This window comes from Faecalibacterium sp. PGM34 (genome assembly GCF_054456555.1).
In genome coordinates, this window is sequence record NZ_CM136898.1 from 2,954,113 (window position 1) to 2,970,695 (window position 16,583).

16 protein-coding genes and 1 tRNA gene are annotated in these 16,583 nt (G+C 57.6%); 2 read left to right on the plus strand and 15 right to left on the minus strand.

The genetic code is table 11. The features are described from left to right. Nucleotides 1-25: 25 nt before the first annotated feature. The 3 genes from ACXPUX_RS14395 to ACXPUX_RS14405 form a co-directional block, all read right to left on the minus strand. Nucleotides 26-247 carry a FeoA family protein gene (locus tag ACXPUX_RS14395; protein WP_005927392.1) on the minus strand — a complete coding sequence of 74 codons (222 nt, stop codon included), beginning with the start codon at nucleotides 245-247 and terminating at the stop codon, nucleotides 26-28. A gap of 51 nt (nucleotides 248-298) precedes the next feature. After that, a complete protein-coding gene (locus tag ACXPUX_RS14400) occupies nucleotides 299-514 on the minus strand; it encodes a FeoA family protein (protein ID WP_112090590.1) in 216 nt (71 codons plus the stop codon). Nucleotides 515-1,281: 767 nt separating this feature from the next. Next, nucleotides 1,282-1,869 (minus strand): DUF3793 family protein, encoded by a 588-nt coding sequence (locus tag ACXPUX_RS14405; protein WP_458828886.1) that lies wholly within the window; start codon nucleotides 1,867-1,869, stop codon nucleotides 1,282-1,284. Nucleotides 1,870-2,187: 318 nt separating this feature from the next. Between ACXPUX_RS14405 and ACXPUX_RS14410 the strand changes: the two genes are divergently transcribed. Further along, a complete protein-coding gene (locus ACXPUX_RS14410; protein ID WP_458828888.1) occupies nucleotides 2,188-2,787 on the plus strand; it encodes a uridine kinase family protein in 600 nt (199 codons plus the stop codon). Nucleotides 2,788-3,661: 874 nt separating this feature from the next. Here the strand turns inward: ACXPUX_RS14410 and rfbB are convergent. The 7 genes from rfbB to ACXPUX_RS14445 form a co-directional block, all read right to left on the minus strand. Beyond that, nucleotides 3,662-4,726: a dTDP-glucose 4,6-dehydratase gene (gene rfbB, locus ACXPUX_RS14415; protein WP_112090587.1), complete on the minus strand. Its 1,065-nt coding sequence runs from the start codon at nucleotides 4,724-4,726 to the stop codon at nucleotides 3,662-3,664. 20 nt (nucleotides 4,727-4,746) lie between these two features. Beyond that, the gene (locus ACXPUX_RS14420; RefSeq protein WP_458828891.1) at nucleotides 4,747-5,217 is read right to left on the minus strand and encodes a hypothetical protein; all 471 of its coding nucleotides are present in this window, start codon (nucleotides 5,215-5,217) and stop codon (nucleotides 4,747-4,749) included. A gap of 43 nt (nucleotides 5,218-5,260) precedes the next feature. Further along, nucleotides 5,261-6,178: a dTDP-4-dehydrorhamnose reductase gene (gene rfbD / locus ACXPUX_RS14425; protein ID WP_458828893.1), complete on the minus strand. Its 918-nt coding sequence runs from the start codon at nucleotides 6,176-6,178 to the stop codon at nucleotides 5,261-5,263. A 22-nt stretch (nucleotides 6,179-6,200) separates the two neighbouring features. Beyond that, nucleotides 6,201-7,088: a glucose-1-phosphate thymidylyltransferase RfbA gene (gene rfbA / locus ACXPUX_RS14430; protein ID WP_015536678.1), complete on the minus strand. Its 888-nt coding sequence runs from the start codon at nucleotides 7,086-7,088 to the stop codon at nucleotides 6,201-6,203. A 234-nt stretch (nucleotides 7,089-7,322) separates the two neighbouring features. Further along, entirely contained in the window at nucleotides 7,323-8,147 is an 825-nt protein-coding gene (locus tag ACXPUX_RS14435; RefSeq protein WP_458828895.1) for a glycosyltransferase, read from the minus strand. Between the two features lie 4 nt (nucleotides 8,148-8,151). Then, nucleotides 8,152-10,566, minus strand: a complete 2,415-nt coding sequence (locus ACXPUX_RS14440) for a glycosyltransferase family 2 protein (protein ID WP_458828897.1) — start codon at nucleotides 10,564-10,566, stop codon at nucleotides 8,152-8,154. Nucleotides 10,567-10,694: 128 nt separating this feature from the next. Continuing rightward, the gene (locus ACXPUX_RS14445) at nucleotides 10,695-11,741 is read right to left on the minus strand and encodes a SpoIID/LytB domain-containing protein (RefSeq protein ID WP_458828899.1); all 1,047 of its coding nucleotides are present in this window, start codon (nucleotides 11,739-11,741) and stop codon (nucleotides 10,695-10,697) included. 561 nt (nucleotides 11,742-12,302) lie between these two features. Between ACXPUX_RS14445 and ACXPUX_RS14450 the strand changes: the two genes are divergently transcribed. Next, a tRNA-Leu gene (locus tag ACXPUX_RS14450) sits at nucleotides 12,303-12,381 on the plus strand. A gap of 64 nt (nucleotides 12,382-12,445) precedes the next feature. Here ACXPUX_RS14450 and ACXPUX_RS14455 read toward each other — a convergent pair. The 5 genes from ACXPUX_RS14455 to ACXPUX_RS14475 form a co-directional block, all read right to left on the minus strand. Beyond that, entirely contained in the window at nucleotides 12,446-13,942 is a 1,497-nt protein-coding gene (locus ACXPUX_RS14455; protein ID WP_349935386.1) for a tyrosine-type recombinase/integrase, read from the minus strand. Continuing rightward, a complete protein-coding gene (locus ACXPUX_RS14460) occupies nucleotides 13,939-14,310 on the minus strand; it encodes a helix-turn-helix domain-containing protein (protein WP_294647689.1) in 372 nt (123 codons plus the stop codon). The genes ACXPUX_RS14455 and ACXPUX_RS14460 overlap by 4 nt, the downstream gene beginning before the upstream one ends. Before the next feature lie 115 nt (nucleotides 14,311-14,425). Continuing rightward, nucleotides 14,426-15,235: a DUF6551 family protein gene (locus tag ACXPUX_RS14465; protein WP_458828902.1), complete on the minus strand. Its 810-nt coding sequence runs from the start codon at nucleotides 15,233-15,235 to the stop codon at nucleotides 14,426-14,428. Then, a complete protein-coding gene (locus ACXPUX_RS14470; RefSeq protein WP_097839050.1) occupies nucleotides 15,226-15,900 on the minus strand; it encodes a type II toxin-antitoxin system PemK/MazF family toxin in 675 nt (224 codons plus the stop codon). Before ACXPUX_RS14470 ends, ACXPUX_RS14465 begins: the two co-directional genes overlap by 10 nt. Nucleotides 15,901-15,986: 86 nt before the next feature. Beyond that, nucleotides 15,987-16,214, minus strand: coding sequence for a hypothetical protein (locus ACXPUX_RS14475; protein WP_005927345.1), 228 nt, complete (start codon nucleotides 16,212-16,214; stop codon nucleotides 15,987-15,989). Nucleotides 16,215-16,583: the final 369 nt, after the last annotated feature.

Genomic DNA, 16,583 nt, shown 5'->3' on the forward strand with positions numbered 1-16,583 from the left:
ATACCTTTCCTCCCTTTTGGTCGTATCAGACCACTTCGATCATCTCAGCGTCGGCCTTGCGCACGCTCAGCTCGTAGTTGCGCACGGTCAGCTCCATGGGGTCGCCCAGCGGCGCCACCTTGCGCACATAGATCTGCACCCCCTTGGTGATGCCCATATCCATGATGCGGCGCTTCACCGGGCCTTCGCCGTGCAGGCGTGCCACGGTGGCGGTCTCGCCCACCTTTACGTCTTTCAGTGTTTTCATCGTACTCGTTCCTCCCTTGCGTTATTTTATGCAGCACCGGGAAGGCGCTGCTCAGGACACCATGATGCGGCTTGCCATGGTCTTATCCAGTGCCAGACGGCTCTGCTTGACCTGCACGATCAGGTTGCCCGCGATCTCGTTGACCACGGTCACCTCGCTGCCCACCACGAACCCCAGCTCGGCCAGATGCAGCCGCACCTCGTCCTTGCCGCTGATCCTGCGGATGGTGACAGTCTCGCCTGCTTTTGTCATTGTCAAAGGCATCATCGCTGTGCTCCCCTTCCCTTGAAAAATATGTGATGCTGCGGTGGTTAGCCAGTCATAACTATCAGCGTGGACAGTTTATCTCTGCTAACCAATCTTGTCAATAGTTTTTTTATGTCTCATAGTTAGTTTATATGAACAAACAAATTTTATGCCGGTATCGCTCTGCATTTTTATCAAAATCATCAATGACTAACTCTATTTCTTGAGTTAAAGTTAGCCAATGTTTATATTTTTAAGGGGTGTTTTGCGGTTTTATAGGGCAGGGTGACGGAGAAGAACCCCTTCCGTCATCGCCTGCGGCGATGACACCTTCCCCAAGGGGACGGCTTTAGCGATGGCGGGAAAGTTACCGGCCAAACCTCAAAGTGCCCGGTTTCGCCAGTTTCGCCCTCTCAGGCGCTCCCGCGCCAGATTCCCCCTTTTGTCCCCTATGGTGACATCTTCCCCCGGAGCGGGGGAAGTCTTTCCTCAAAGGGGGAGCCAAGGTTTAAAGCCCCTTGCTAAAGCATTAGGTGCAATGAGAAAGCTTCCGGCAGTGCTCTTGCCTCTCCCTTTGGGAGAGGTGGCACGGCGCAAGCCGTGACGGAGAGGGCGAGCCCGCTACCCCGCGCGGGAGCGCATTCCCCCAAACGCACGACCGCTCGGCACAGGGGTCAAAACTGCACCGGGCGGTCATGTGTAAAAAGGAGGATCGATCTCTCCTGTGTCGGAAGCATAGGAGAGTTGCCAGGATAAAAGAGAGTATTTGAAAAGAGAATAGCAATTTTTCAGGCGGCCACCGCCAGTTTTAAAATGGGCGTGCCGCTGTGGAACAGCCGCAGGTACACCGCCGTGCACTTGGCCAGCTGGTCAAAGTGCTGCCGGGCGGCGGCGGGGTCGCCGTAGGACTTCCAGCACCCGCAGCAGGTAAAGCATTTGCCCTGGTGGCGGATAAAGCCCACAACATCTTCCAGCGGATAGCCCAGAAATACCCCGATCTCATGCGGGAAATCCGCTGCCTCGGCTGCGCAGCACAGCCGCAGGCTGAGCTGGTCGATCAGCGCGTTGCAGTCCGCTGCATCCTCCGGCAGACGGTAGCCCTCCCGGGCTAAAAAGCCGCGCACGGCGGCATCTGCCAACACCGTTTGCAGCTTGGCGGCGCGGTAGACGTACACCAGATACTGCCGGGTGGCGATGCACCCCCGCAGCACCCGCACCTGCAAGCCCTTGGGGTTCAGCTGGGCGTTCCAGCCCGCCACCCGCCGGGCAAGGTCGGCACGGTTTCGCGTTTCGTAGCGGAACAGCCCCGCAGGTTTCAGCCCCGCCAGTACCGGGGCACATTGTTCGATCATTACGGTCTCAAAATCACGCTCCATAGCGGTTCTCCTTTGGCGGCGGTGTCGGGGTCAGTATGCCCCGGGTGCCGGGCTGTTATAAGTAAGACGCAGCTAACTAGCATCCCAAAAAAGAAGCAGCACGCCCGGGCTGCGGGCACTGCCGGTGGGGTTCTATATGGTTAGTTCTTCCTAACTCCAGTAGTGTACCACAGCACCACCGGCTGTGTCAAGCCTTTCCGGCAAAAAGTTATTTATGGCAAACCGTGCTCGCGCTACCCTTCCGGCGGCGATTATGATATAATTGGGGCATTCTCGGGTCTGCCCCTTGGGGCGCACCCTGCCAAGGAGGCCAAACCCATGCCCACACCCATCACCGCGTCCACCCTGTCTGCGCTGCTTAGCGCCGCGCTGGCGCAAAAGCCCACCCGCCCGCTGGTGCTGGCGCTGGACGGCCGCTGCGGCAGCGGCAAGACCACCCTTGCAAACGGGCTGGCGGCGCAGTTTCCCGGCTGCATCCTGCTGCGCACGGACGATTTCTACCTGCCGCCCGCGCAGCGCTGCCCGGACTGGGCACACACCCCCTGCGCCAACATGGATCTGACCCGCCTGCAGGACGAAGCCCTGCGCCCGGCCTACGCGGGGCAGACGGTGCCCTACCGGGCATACAGCTGCCGGGAGGGGGCTTATCTGCCCCCGGTGCAGCTGCCCGCGCAGCCGCTGGTCATTTTAGAGGGCAGTTACAGCCACCACCCGCTGCTGCGCCCCTACGAGACGCTGCGGGTGTTCGTGACCTGCACCAAGGCCGAGCAGACCCGGCGCTTACAGGCGCGGGAGGGCGCACGCTACGCGGATTTTGCCGCCCGGTGGGTGCCGCTGGAAGAGGGGTACTTTGCGCAGTACGGCATAGCCGAAAGCGCGGATTTTGTGGTGGAGACCACCGGGAGCGGGACGGTTTAGAATGCGCGCCGCTCCGCGGGGAAAGTTTTTGCCTGCCTTCAGCGTGCAAGGACGCTCCGCTGGGCCAGAGGCAGGGAGGGGTGTTCCGACTCCCCCCTCCCTACCTCTGGACTCCACCCACCCCGCAACGCAACAACTGCGACCGCCGCCAGCGGCGGAAACAGGGAGGAGTTGTTGGGGCAGCGGCCAGCAAGACGCGAGTGCCGCCCAAGGCACGAAGCGGATGCTGGGTGCCGCAACCCGTCGCCAAGGGCTACTCGCCCTTGACAATCCTAAAGAAGAAGTCGAAGCACAAAAAAGCTAGCGCTGCGCCAGTCGGCGCTATCGCTTTAACGCTTTTTTCGCTTCTCCATTTATAGCCCCTCAGTCGCTGCGCGACAGCTCCCCCAAGGGGGAGCGAGCCTTTGGGTGCCGCCGGAAACTTTATCGCTACCGCTGAAGCCTTCACCCGCCGGGGGAAGGTGGCGCGTAGCGCCGGATGAGGGGCAGCACCCATTAGCCTTGCTGCGCCCTCTCAGTCAAGCCCTGTCGGGCTTGCCAGATTCCCCCTTTTGTCACCTACGGTGACATCTTCCCCCGGAGCGGGGGAAGTCTTTCCTCAAAGGGAGAGCCAAGAGCACTGCCGGAAACATTCTTATTACACCTAATGCTTTAGCAATGAGCCTAACGGCTTGGCTCCCCCTTTGGGGGAGCTGGCGCGGGAGCGCCTGAGAGGGCGACGCGGGAGCGCCTGAGAGGGCGAAACTGGCGCGCCTGAGAGGGCGTTCTCCCCCTTCGAGGGAGCTGTCACCGCAGGTGACTGAGAGGGTTCGTGCCCCAAGCAAAAATTCCCCCTGCACCGTGAGATGCAGGGGGAGTTTAACTTTACAGGCTGTTACTTATTCTTGTACATATCCTGATAGTAGTTCTGGTAGTCGCCGCTGGTGACGTGGTTCATCCACTCCTCGTGGTTCAGGTACCAGTCGATGGTCAGTACGATGCCCTTCTCAAAGGGAGTTTCGGGGTACCAGCCCAGATCGTTCTTGATCTTGGTGGGGTCGATGCCGTAGCGGCGGTCGTGACCCAGACGGTCGGCGACGTGCTTGATCAGCTCCTCGCTGATGCCCTCGTCCTGCAGACGGTCGTGCAGCTGGGCGATGATGGTCTTGACGATGAAGATGTTGGGGCGCTCGTTGTGGCCGCCCACGTTGTACACCTCGCCGATCTTGCCGCCGTTGGCCACCATATCAATGGCCTTGCAGTGATCCTCCACATACAGCCAGTCGCGGATCTGCATACCGTCGCCGTAGACGGGCAGCTGCTTGTGGTGCTTGACGTTGTTGATCATCAGGGGGATCAGCTTCTCCGGGAACTGGTAGGGGCCGTAGTTGTTGGAGCAGCGGGTGATGTTCACCGGCATGCCGTAGGTGTCGTGGAAGGCCATGACGAACATATCGGCGCTGGCCTTGGAGGAGGAGTAGGGGCTGTGGGGGCACAGGGGCGTGGTCTCCATAAAGAAGCCGTCCGCACCCAGAGCGCCGTACACCTCATCGGTGGACACCTGCAGGTACTTCTTGCCCTCTTTCCAGGTCTTGGCATCGGCGTCGTACCATGCCTCCTTGGCGCGCTGCAGCAGGTTGACAGTGCCCATCACGTTGCTCTGCACAAAAATTTCGGGGTTCTTGATGGAGCGGTCCACATGGCTCTCGGCGGCAAAGTTGATGACGTAGTCGAAATCGTACTTTGCAAACAGGCTCTCCACCAGCTCCTTGTCGCAGATATCGCCCTGCACGAACACATGGCGGGGGTCGCCCTCCACGTCCTTCAGGTTTTCCAGATTGCCTGCGTAGGTCAGCTTATCCAGATTGACCAGCAGGATCTCCGGGTATTTTTTGAGCATATAGTGCACAAAGTTGGAACCGATAAAACCGGCGCAGCCGGTGATCAGATAGGTTTTCATAGGTCAGTATCCCTCTTTATTTATTTGTTGTTGTCCCCGGACTGCGGGCGGGCTGCGGCGCGGGCGCGTTCCTCCTCGGCGCAGCAGTGCTTTGCCACAAGGTAGAGGTTCTTGTTCATGCTGTTCATGGTCTTGCCCACGGCCTTGGTGTATGCTTCCAGCCCTTTGTTCATGCTGTGGATCTCTTCGTAGGTGGCTTGGGTGTACCGTGCCAGACCCTCGCTCATGTTGCTGAGCTCCTTGTGGGTGGCTTTTGTGTACTCCACCAGCTCCGCGAAGGCGTACAGCGCCCATGCAAGGAACATTTGCAGCACCCAGAACACCACGGCGACCACCAGCCCCAGCACGATGGCTGAAAACCGGCTGATGGGCTTCAGCATTTCATGGACCGAGCCGCACAGCATGGCTGCAAGCACAAAGGCCAGCACACACTGCACCTTTGCAAAGATTTTCAAGATCTTGACAGATCTGCCAAAAATCGCATCAAACATGATACATCCTCAGTTCTTCCGCAGGGGGATTTTCAGTTTTTTCTCAGCCCTTCATGCCGTTTTCGCCGTCCCAGTGGGCGAAGAAGCAGGCCAGAGCGTCCTTCCAGTCGCGGACATCGTTGCCCACGGTGCAGCGCAGCATCCGGTTGTCCAGTGCGCTCCACTTGGGGCGGTCGGCGCTGTCCGGGTGCTTTGCCTTGTACTCCTCGCTGGTGCAGGGGGCAACAGTGGCCTCCACGCCGGAAAGGCGGATGATCTCGGCAGCAAAATCGTACCACGAGCAGATGCCCTCGCCGGTGCAGTGGTACAGGCCGTACTCGTGGGTCACGCACAGCTGCAAAATTTCGTGGGCAAGGTCGGCTGCGTTGGTGGGGTTGCCGCACTGGTCGTTGACCACTTCCAGCTTGCCGAACTTTTTGCCCGCGTTCACGATGGTCTTGACAAAGTTTTTGCCGTAGTAGCTGTACAGCCACGCGGTGCGCACGATAAAGTGGCGGTGGCAGAACTGCTCCACATACTTTTCGCCCATGAGCTTGGTGGAGCCGTAGACGCTGATGGGCCCGGGCAGGGTGGCTTCATCCTGCGGGATGCCGCCGTTCTCCCGGCCGGAGAACACATAGTCGGTGGAAACGTGCACCAGCCGTGCGCCGGTCTTTTCGGCAGCCTGCGCCAGATTGCGGGGGCCAAGGGCATTTGCCTTAAAGGCATCGTCGTGGTGCACCTCGCACCCGTCCACGTTGGTGTAGGCGGCGCAGTTGATGATGATATCCGGGCGGTTGCGCCGCACGAACTCGTCCACCATCTTGTAGTTGGAGATATCCAGCTCCGGCAGATCCACCGGGATCACCGTAGCGTTGAGCAGCTTTTCGGGGATGGTGCCCAGCTCGCTGCGGCCCTCCTGCAGCTGCTTGAGCAGCTCTGTGCCCAGCTGCCCCTTGCAGCCTGTGACAATGATTTTCATACCAATGTGCCTTTCCTTATGCTTAGTAGCGCAGCTTGCCGTCGGCCACGTTCTTCAGGTGCTGGCCGTAGGGGCTCTTGCCGTAGCGCTCGGCGCTTTCCAGCAGGGTGTCGCGGTCGATCCAGCCGTACTTGAAGGCGATCTCCTCCGGTGCGCTGATCTTGATGCCCTGACGCTTTTCGATCATGTGCACAAAGTCGGCAGCCTCCACAAGGCTTTCCATCGTGCCGGTGTCCAGCCATGCAAAGCCGCGGCCCAGCAGCTGCACATCCAGCTCGTCCTGCTTCAGGTACATATCGTTCAGGGTGGTGATCTCCAGCTCGCCGCGGGCAGAGGGCTTTACCTGCTTTGCCATCTGCACCACTTCCTTGTTGTAGAAGTACAGGCCGGTGATGGCGTAGTTGGACTTGGGATGCTGGGGCTTTTCCTCCACGCTGAGCACCTTGCCGTCCTTGTCGAACTCCACAATGCCAAAGCGCTCGGGGTCCTGCACATAGTAGCCGAACACGGTGCAGCGGCCCTTGTTCTCTGCGTTGGCCACGGCGCTCTTGAGCAGCTTGGAGAAGCCGTTGCCGTAGAAAATGTTATCGCCTAAGATCATGGCGCAGCAGTCGTCGCCAATAAACTCCTCGCCCAGAATAAAGGCCTGTGCCAGACCATCCGGGGAGGGCTGCACCTTATACTGCAGATGGATGCCGTACTGGCTGCCATCGCCCAGCAGCGCCTCAAAGCGGGGCGTATCGGTAGGGGTAGAGATGATCAGGATATCCTGAATGCCCGCCAGCATAAGGGTGGACAGCGGATAGTAGATCATGGGCTTGTCGTAGACCGGCAGCAGCTGTTTGCTGGTGACCATGGTCAAAGGATAGAGCCGTGTGCCGGCACCGCCGGCGAGAATAATGCCTTTCATACTTGTGCACTCCTTTTTTCTTATAAAAAGATGTGCAGCTTAATTCAAAGCGGAGCTGCGTCCGCTGTAAACAATTTTGGGTCTGCCGCGTCCGCATTTTTGCAAAAGACGATGGCAGTACACTTTATTTTACTATGAAAGCACGCAAAATGCAAGAGGTGGAAACAGCAGAAAGCGGTGTGCCGTCGGCACACCGCTTTCTGCGAATCAAAAACACTATTTTTTCGTCCCCGCTTACCACGCAAAGCCCCACTTGGAAAAGTAGCGCAGCAGGCTGCGCAGCTGCCACAGAAAGGGCTTCAGGCTGCGGTGCGCTGCGCGGTGCCATGCGTGGATGGCGGTATACTGGGGCACCAGATACGCCTTGCCCCGGGTGCGCATCTTCTGGGTAAGGTCGGCGTCCTCCACATACATGAAGTACCCCTCGTCAAAGCCGCCCACGGCCTTGAAGGCGGCGGTGTCCACCGCCGAAAAGCTGCCGGTGCAGAACTCGATCTCGGTGGGCTTTGTCAGGTCTTTGTCTGCCATCAGGTAGCGGTCGTTGTACTTTGCCCAGAAGCGCAGACAGGGCAGCTGACGGTAGACCATGGCGCGCACATTGCACCGGCGCAGCGGCAGCTGCTGGGGCTTGCCGTCCGGGAAGGTCAGCCCCGGGCGGGTCATCACCACGCCGGGGTGCGCCGCCATCCAGTCCGCAAGGTCGCTCAGGGTGTCCGCCGTCAGCTGGATGTCCGGGTTGAGGATAAAATGCACCCGGCTGTGCAGCAGCGAGAGCACCGTGTTGTGCCCGGTACCAAAGCCGCCATTCTCCATCCGGCAGAGCACCTGCACCGTCTGCCCGGGGATGGTGCGCAGGGTGCCGTCCTTTGCGGCGGCGGTCAGCCGCTGGCCGCTGCCGTCCGGGCTGGCGTTATCCACCAGATACAGCGTGAGCGGGTAGCGGCGGGTGCAGTCCAGCACGGTCTGGGCGGCTCTGATGGCTTCCTCCGCGCCGTTATACACCACGATACAGGCCGAAAGCTCCATCTGCGTTCCCCCTTTCGGTTCAGTTTGGGTCAAAGGCTCACTCCAGCGGCTTGATGTCAAAGCTGAAGTCCTCCTTCATCAGGTCAAAGTTGGGGTTCATGCAGGGGTCGCCCGCAGCCAGCTGCTTTGCCCACCGCTTCTGGAACCGCTCCACCTCAGAGGCAAAGCGCTTGCGCTTGGCGGGGCTTTCGTCCAGCCCGCGGCTCTTGCTCTCGTAGTGGTACAGCTGGGCAAAGGGGGTGAACACGTTGGTGTAGCCCGCCTCCCGCACGCGCACGCAGAAGTCCACATCGTTGAAGGCCACAGCAAAGCTCTCGTCCAGCCCTTTCACCTGCTCGTATACGTCCTTGCGCACCATCAGGCAGGCGGCGGTCACCGCGTACACGTCCTGCGCGTAGGAGAGCCGTCCCATATAGCCGGGGTGCCCCACAGGGAAGTTCTTGTGCATGTGCGCCGCCAGCGTCAAAAAGCCGAAGCCGATGCCCGCGTGCTGGATGGTGTTGTCCGGGTAGAGCAGCTTTGCACCCACGCAGCCCACCCGGTCCTGCTGGGCGTACATGACCATCTCCTCCATCCAGCGGGGTGAGATGACCTCGGTATCGTTGTTGAGCAGCAGCAGATACTCGCCGGTGGCAGCGCGCGCGCCGAAGTTATTCAGGGCGCTGTAATTGAAGCCGGTGCCCTGCCATGTGAGCACATGCAGGGTGTCCGGGTGCTCCTTTTGCAGCTGCTCGTAGCAGCGGAAGGTAGCAGGCTCCTTGCTGTTGTTCTCGATGATGATGACTTCAAAATCCGGGTAGGTGGTCTTGCGGTAGATGGACTCCACGCACAGCCGCAGGTCGCCCGAATGGTCGCAGCTGGGGATCAGCACACTGACCCGCCCGGGCTTTGTGATGGTGTAATCGGTCTTGTAGAAGCCCGGGGTGTTGGGCACCATGGTCACCGCGTCCACCGGCACGCCCATGCGGTCGTAGTGGGCGCGCAGCGCCTTCATGGCAGCTTCCAGACAGTAGGTCTTGGCAGAGATGTTGCTGGCTACGCTTGCCGGGCTGGAACGCCAGTAGTAGAGCAGGTGCGGGATGTGCACGATCTTTTCCGCCTGCTCGGTCAGGCGCAGGTAGAGGTCGTAATCCTGACTGCCGTTGAACTCTGCCCGCTCGTCGCCGCCCACCTTTGCCAGCAGCGCCGCGCTGAACACGCTCAGGTGGCAGATATAGTTGTTGGAGCGCAGGTTATCCAGCATATAATCCGGCTTGAAGTGGTAGACCGTCAGATGGTCGATGTCCCCTTCAAAGGTCACTTCGTCGGTGTACACAAAGTCCGCGCCCTGCTTGGCGATGGCTTCCGCCACATACCACAGTGCGCAGGGGTGCAAAATGTCGTCATGATCCAGCAGGGCGATGTATTCACCCGTGGCAAGGGCAAAGCCCTGATTGGTGTTGCCCGCGATGCCCTCGTTGCTGTCCAGTTTCCGGTAGCGGATGCGGCTGTCGGTGCGGGCGCGCTCCTGCACAAGGGCACCCACGTCCGCGTCCTGTCCGGCATCCACCATGCACAGCTCCCAGTTGCGGTAGGTCTGGTTCTGCACCGAGTCCAGCAGCTCCACCAGAAAATCGTGGGGGGTGTTGTACAGCGGCACCACGATGCTGATGCGGGGTGCAGCGGGCTGGTCTGCGGCCTGCTTTACCAGCAGTTCCACGTCCGCAAAGCGGTCGGCGGGCATGGCCTTGCCCGGGAACAGCTTTTTGTACTCCTTTTTGGCCTTGGCCTGTGCCTTTACGCCCGCAAAGCCCACCCGGCGCAGGGTGGCAAAAAAGACGAACAGCGGGAAGGTGCGCCACAGCTGGCGGCACTTGCTTACCAGATACCGCAGCGGCCAGCTGGCCTTCCAGAAGGTGGAGTTGACCACGCTGTTCAGGGTCTTTTCCAAGTCCTGCTCATGGCTGCGGCTCAGGGAAAGGTCGCTGCGCAGCCGCTCCAGCTGCGCGGTCTGCTCGGCGGCGGTGCGCTCGGCCAGCAGGGTACGCTCCCGCAAAATGTCCAGCTGCTGCTCGTAGCCGTTTTCCAGCTCCGGCAGCTCCGGGGCGTCCATGCGGCAGAAAAGTGCCGTCGGCTGCTCCTTACCGCTGTCCTTCCACGCAAGCTCCCGGCAGAAGCCCTGTGCTGCAAGCTGCTTTGCGCAGTCTGCCATGCCGGCGTACTCTGCGCACACCAGCAGCACTTTTTCCGCCTGTACGGCGGGCAGACTGACCCACTGGGGGTCTGCCACCACCAGCAGCTCCGGGGCGCTTTGCACCACCGCAGTATTCATTTTGCAAAAAGCTTTTTCCAGCAGCCCGCTGTCCTCCAGCACCTGTACGCTGCGGGGAGCCAGCTCCCGCACGATGCGCTGTGCCAGTGCACGGCAGCGCTCGGCAGCCTCCTGATTCTGCTTTTCCTGATCCAACTCCATGCTGATACTCCAATCCGTGCGTTTTTCCACGCAGTTATGTTTCCCGTTCATTTTTCACAAACGGATATAGTATACCAAATCCTGCGGCGTTTGAGAAGGTATTTCCAAAATTTCAGTCAAATAGCCTCTCAGCGGAATAGTCCCGCCAGCCAGCCGAACAGCCCGCCGCTGCGGGTGGTGCTGGTACGGATCTTTGCGCCGGTGTAGTAGTGCTGTAAGATCTGCTTGTAGTTCATGCCCTCCTCGGCGGCATAGCCCACCGCGCCGCACTGGCTCATGCCCACGCCGTGACCAAAGCCGTAGTAGGTCATGCAGGGGGTGCCGTTTGCGTCCGCACCAAAATCGAAGCAGTAGCGGGAGGAGACAAACTGGTTGATGTACCGGTAGCTGCGCCCGTTGGACACCAGCGTGTTGTACTGCACAAAGCCGCCCAGATCCTTGTGGGTGGTGTCGGCGCTCTGGTAGGGCTCGCCGGTGCGGCTGTCGTTGTATTCTATATAGGTGTAGTCCTTGCCGATCACCCGGCGCAGCAGGTTGTGGTACTGCTCCTCGTAGGGGCTTTCCACGCTTTGCAGGTAGGGCACATCCGTGCCCCATGCGTCCAGACTGGCGCAGGTGCCGTACACGCCGGTCTGGGTGTTGTAGCCCGCACTGGCCGACCATACCGCGTCGCACACGCTGCCATTGTACACCAGCACCTCATCCTTGACCGCCTGCACCGCCTTGCGGATGGCATTGCGGGCAGAAGCCGGGATCTGATCGACCGGGGTGTAGATCAGCGCATTGGCAGACGAACCGTACTGCTTGTGGTATTCCAGGTAGGAGTGCACCGCCACCGCCTGCGCCTTCCACGCCTGCTGCGCGGCGCTGGCGCTGACGTAGCTGCCAATGGAGCCAAGCTCGGTATAGGTGATGCCCACCAGACAATCCTCAAGATCCAGCGTGACGTTGCGCTTGAGCCCCTGCCCCTTGATGTTCAGGTACGGCATGGTGATCTTATCCTTGGAGCCAAACAGCCAGCTGAGACAGTTTTCGTCCTCTGCGGGGATCAGGGTGGTATCGGCGCCGCCGATGGTGGTGGCAGCCGAAGCCGCTGCCGCCGGGATGCAGACGCACAGCACCGCCGCCAGCAGAAAAGCCGCCGCGCGGCGGGCAAAAGAATGCAGATGTTTCAAAGTCCGGTTCCCTCCTTGTGGGCATATTTTACGTTTTGATATGACCTTAGTGTAGCACAGCCCGCGCCGCCGGGCAAGAACCGGAGTTATTATTTTGCGCCGGGCGGGACGATTTGAAAAAGGTGTAAAACTTCCTCTTGATTTTACCCATAGAATCCGGTATAATAAAAGTCGTTCAAAAAACGATGCGCCGGTGTGTCGGAATGGCAGACGAGGGGGACTCAAAATCCGCTTCGCGGCTTCGTGCGCCCATCTGAAATTTCAACGAAGCAGCGAAGGTTTTTGACCAGTTAGCGGTGGATAAGTTCCAACATCCCTCCTGAACATCCCTCCAACTTCCAAAAAACCGTGCAAAACGCATCCAAATCCATATCAGCCGATGTGGCGGAATGGCAGACGCAAGCGACTCAAAATCCGCTTCGTGATTTTTCGTGTCTGTGCGAGAAATTCACGAGTATTCGTTGAATTTTGAGAGTTTGTCGAAGCAGGATTTCTTACATCCCTCCTGAACATCCCTCCAATCTTCAGAAACCGGTACTAATGTCCCAAAATTGAATATAAGCCGATGTGGCGGAATGGCAGACGCAAACGACTCAAAATCGTTCGGGAAACCATGTGGGTTCGAGTCCCACCATCGGCACTCCATCATAAAACAGCTTAGAATCGAAAGATTTTAGGCTGTTTTTCTTTTTCTACTCAGTTTCTTATACTTTGGTGTTTTCTGGGAAGATGTTGACGATTGCATTCGCCGAGGACACCTTGCTGGAGAAATCCAGATGTGTATAAATGTTGCTTGTTGTGCTGATGTCACTGTGACCGAGCCACTCCTGAATCTCCTTCAGGCTCACGCCATTGGCATAGAGCAGACTGGCACAACTATGGCGCAGATCGTGAAAGCGGATACGCTTCATCTGGTGTGCGACCAGAAAATCCGGGAAATGCTGGCTCAGGAAATCGGGCCGAATCCGCTTTCCCATCGGGTCTACATAGATATAGTCAAGATAATCGGTGCAATAGCTTTTGCCGCAGACCTTCCGATTCTGCTCCTGCTCCTTTTTCATTTTATTGAGCATCTGCTCACAGGCAGGGATTAGGGGAAGTGTCCGGCAGCTCGACTTTGTTTTTGTCTTATCTCGTGCGATTTCCGTTACCGTTCCGTTGACCTTTGCGGTCACAACCGTATGCTGAATGCTGATTTTCTTGTTCTCAAAGTCAATGGCATCCCATTTCAAACCAACAATTTCACTGCGCCGCAGCCCGTAGAATGCAGCCATGATGACGCCAAACTCCGAAGGGTCACCTTGGATCACCTTGAAAAGTTGCTCCAGTTCTTCACCGCTGTAAATCTCCGACTTGAACTTTTCCTTACGAGGACGTTCAACGCGATCTGCCGGGTTGGAACGGATCATGCCGATTTGAAAAGCATACTGTAAGCATTTGCGGATGTTGGCGTGATAGTGAATGACGGTGTTTGCCGTAAGGCCACGATCCAACTCATGCTGGTAGAAGTCTTGGATGTATTTGGGATGCTGTTCCATATCCTGTAATGTATAGTGGAGCGGTTCAAAATATGGGACGATCTTGTGAATGATTGCTCTTTCATAGCTGGTATAGGTTGTGATTTCCACTCGTGACTTCATCATTTTCAACCAGTCCGTGATGAAGTCGGTGAAAAGTACCGGTGAGTTATCAAGGCAGGGGTCAACTTCTTTGATGGGGCTGACCTTCAGCCAATTATTGGCAACGGCATATTGCAGGGCATCGGTCAACTCCTTGTGCCAATCAAGAAGCTGCTGTACACTGGCCTCCTCCTGCTGACGCTCATAGCGGAAGAACGTTTCCAGATCGCGCGGAGAGAGTGCTTTCAAAGACAGCCGCTTCTTTTCAAAGTATGGGACAACTACTCTTCCCAGATCATAAGCATATCTGCCATAGGTTTCGGGCGGAAGGTTCATCACACTTTCCCGAAGCCAGCGGTTCAGATATTCCGATACCGGCAGGTCGGAAACCTGCTGCATCGTTTCAGGGTTAAACTCTTTTTGTGTTTTACGCAACAGAGATTCAGCTCTTTTTTTGTTTCCTTTAACCGGAAGTCCTGTGCTGATGGATTTGGTTCTGCGCTTTCCATTTGTGTCTTTCCAGCTCAGAATCATCTGATACATACCGTTTTGTTCTCTTAAATGTCCGGCCACATTTGTCATAGTGATGCTCCTTTCTGTTCGTAGCCAAACGTCCTTTGCTTAGGCATCATAAGTTTAGAAGACTCTGGAGTGTTTTGCAAGGATGGCGCAAGAGAGTTTGAAAGGCGCATCCCTCCAAGTTGCCGATTCTGATCGATCAGGTACTCTACCACGCAGAGTTTTGGTATCTTATAACTGCGTCCTACACGCGCCGAGTGGATCTTATTCTGCTTGACCAGCAGATACGCATTCTTCCGGCAGATGCCAAGCATTTCCTGAAGAATGTCTACGGATACCACATCCGGGTAATCCTTGAACATCATCATGTACCGCTCTGTCTTGCGGTCGGGCTCTTCCTGAATCAAAGTGCAGGCTGCGATCTCGCTCATTCCGGTCCTCTCCTTTCCATTTCAATATGTCAATTATTTGAAAGAAAATACTATATGTAAAGAGCAATGGCCTTTTTCCGGGTACCATCGCCCTTGCCAAAGGAGATATTTGAGTTTAGAACTTCATCGGCAGCGCATCCTTCCTGCACTTGCCGTTGTAGGTGGTGTAGATGGGGTAAACGTACCGCCGCCAGCCCGGAAGCTTGGCGGGATTATCCCGGCTGATACGGTAGAGCTCCATGGGATGGACTCCGCTCAGCGCACGGACAAGCCGCTCCGCGCTGTACTGTCCATGATACAGCTGCACAAAGTACATCACGCCCCGCAGGACAGCCGCCCGGAAGGAATCCGGTCTGCCCTCCCACGCTTCCACGATGTGCCGCAGGGCTTCGCAGTAGATTTCTTCGCCCAGCTGGTCGTACAGCTTCAGCGCCGTGCCCACGCAGCTGATACGGTAGTCGCTCAGCTGCATGCTGTCGTAGTTGAGGGACAGCCCCACCCGGTTGGTGGCTGCGACAAACGCCTTGGAAGGCGCATCGCCGCCCACTACCTTGGCGCGCAGCTTGATGCCCGCCGACAGGGGTGCGGCGTGACCGTTCTGCTCCGCAAAGAGCAGGGCTTCCTGCTCCATCGTCAGTCCGGTGTAGACCTTGCAGAGGATCGGGCGGTCCGCGCCACCGTTGAGGAGGATGCAGCTCTCGATGGTGTGCTGCCCGTCCATCACATAGTATCTGCCGTTGCGGAAGCTGACCTTCGGCTCGTTAACGATGTACTCATTGAAGTCTCTGGCGATCAGCTCCACCCGCTTGCGCTCCACGCCCCGCTGGTAGATCTCGCGGGGATAGATCAGCTTGCTGCTGTGGATGACCGAAAGCTGGTACGGCGGGTTGATACCAATGAAGCTATTATTTTCGTTCAGGCGCATCGCATTTCCTCCTTAATTCTCCAAATGTACTTCTCGGCTTCCTCTAAGATCTCAGCCACCTGCTGCTTACGCTTCGGGCTGGTGAGCAGGCTGGGATTGAAGGTGAAGCTGTATTCCAACCGCTGGATCATGGCATGAACCGCGGATTGCAACTCGGTGTACAGCATCATTTCCTCGATGCTTCCGGCGTTCTCAAAAGACGATTTGATGGGCGTATAGGGGTAGACAGGTGGTTTGCCATCCACCACCTCAGGCGGCGCGTAAAGCGCCGTAGAGCGCCGGATAGGCTCCATCTGCTGGATGCTGCCCATGGGGTTCAGCGCAAGGCTGATACGCACTGCATCATCCACCCTGCGCATCTCCTCCGGGGTCAGATGCCCCAGATACTTCAGCGCCCGGCTCTTGTCGATGGTGAAGATCTGCTCTGCCTGCACAACGGACGGCATATTCAACCCTGCGTTTTCCAACAGGCAGTGGGTCGGCTGGTTTACTTTCTTTTCCGCCTTGCTTGTCATGGTCGCAACGATCAGGGTCGGAGAGTGATAGTTGCCCACGTCATTCTGAAGAATGACCGCCGGACGGTCACCGCACTGTTCCGAACCGGTGCTCGCCCCGAAATGGGTGAAGAAGATGTCTCCGCGTTGGAATTTCCAGTTTTGCTGCAAAATTGTACCTCCATGTTGTTATGTGCAAAGCCCGCTGCCGGATGTTCCGCAGCGGGCTTCGTTCAAGGTATGGTGGTATGGTTGGGTCAGCGGTGCATGACTACATAATCGTAGCCGCGCCGCATCTGGCAGACGGTGCAGGTGTCCATGCTCCGGTCTGCGCTGGGTACAAGTGCGATCTTGAATGCCTTTGCATCCACAAAGTGCCGCAGACAGGTACCGCAGAGGGTGCGGATGGACTTGACCATCTCAGGGGTCAGCTCCATCTCCTCGTAGATCTCCTGCTCGCGCACCGTGGGGTTCAACTCATCCATAAAAGTGTCCTCCTATATGTATCAAAGTGGATATTCGGATAAAGAATAAATTGGGATACGTAAAAAACGGAAACTGCCGGATGCGCAAAAACGTACCCGGCAGTTCCCGGATCAATATGATTAAAGGTCTCGCATATTCGCCCTCGGCCCCCTACGAGTGGGGCATAAACATCTGGCAGCGGACTTGTACCGCTTCATTGGCATTTCAGCCACCCCGTCTGCTTTGTGACCGGGCCGCGAATTACGGAAGTATCATTATCGGAGTACCAGATGACGGAACTATTCAGTTTTCAAGGTTCATGAGGTTGGACGTTTTTCCCTGCGGCGAGTGCCGCTTGGAAAATTGTCCCTTCACTTGGTAGGCATCGA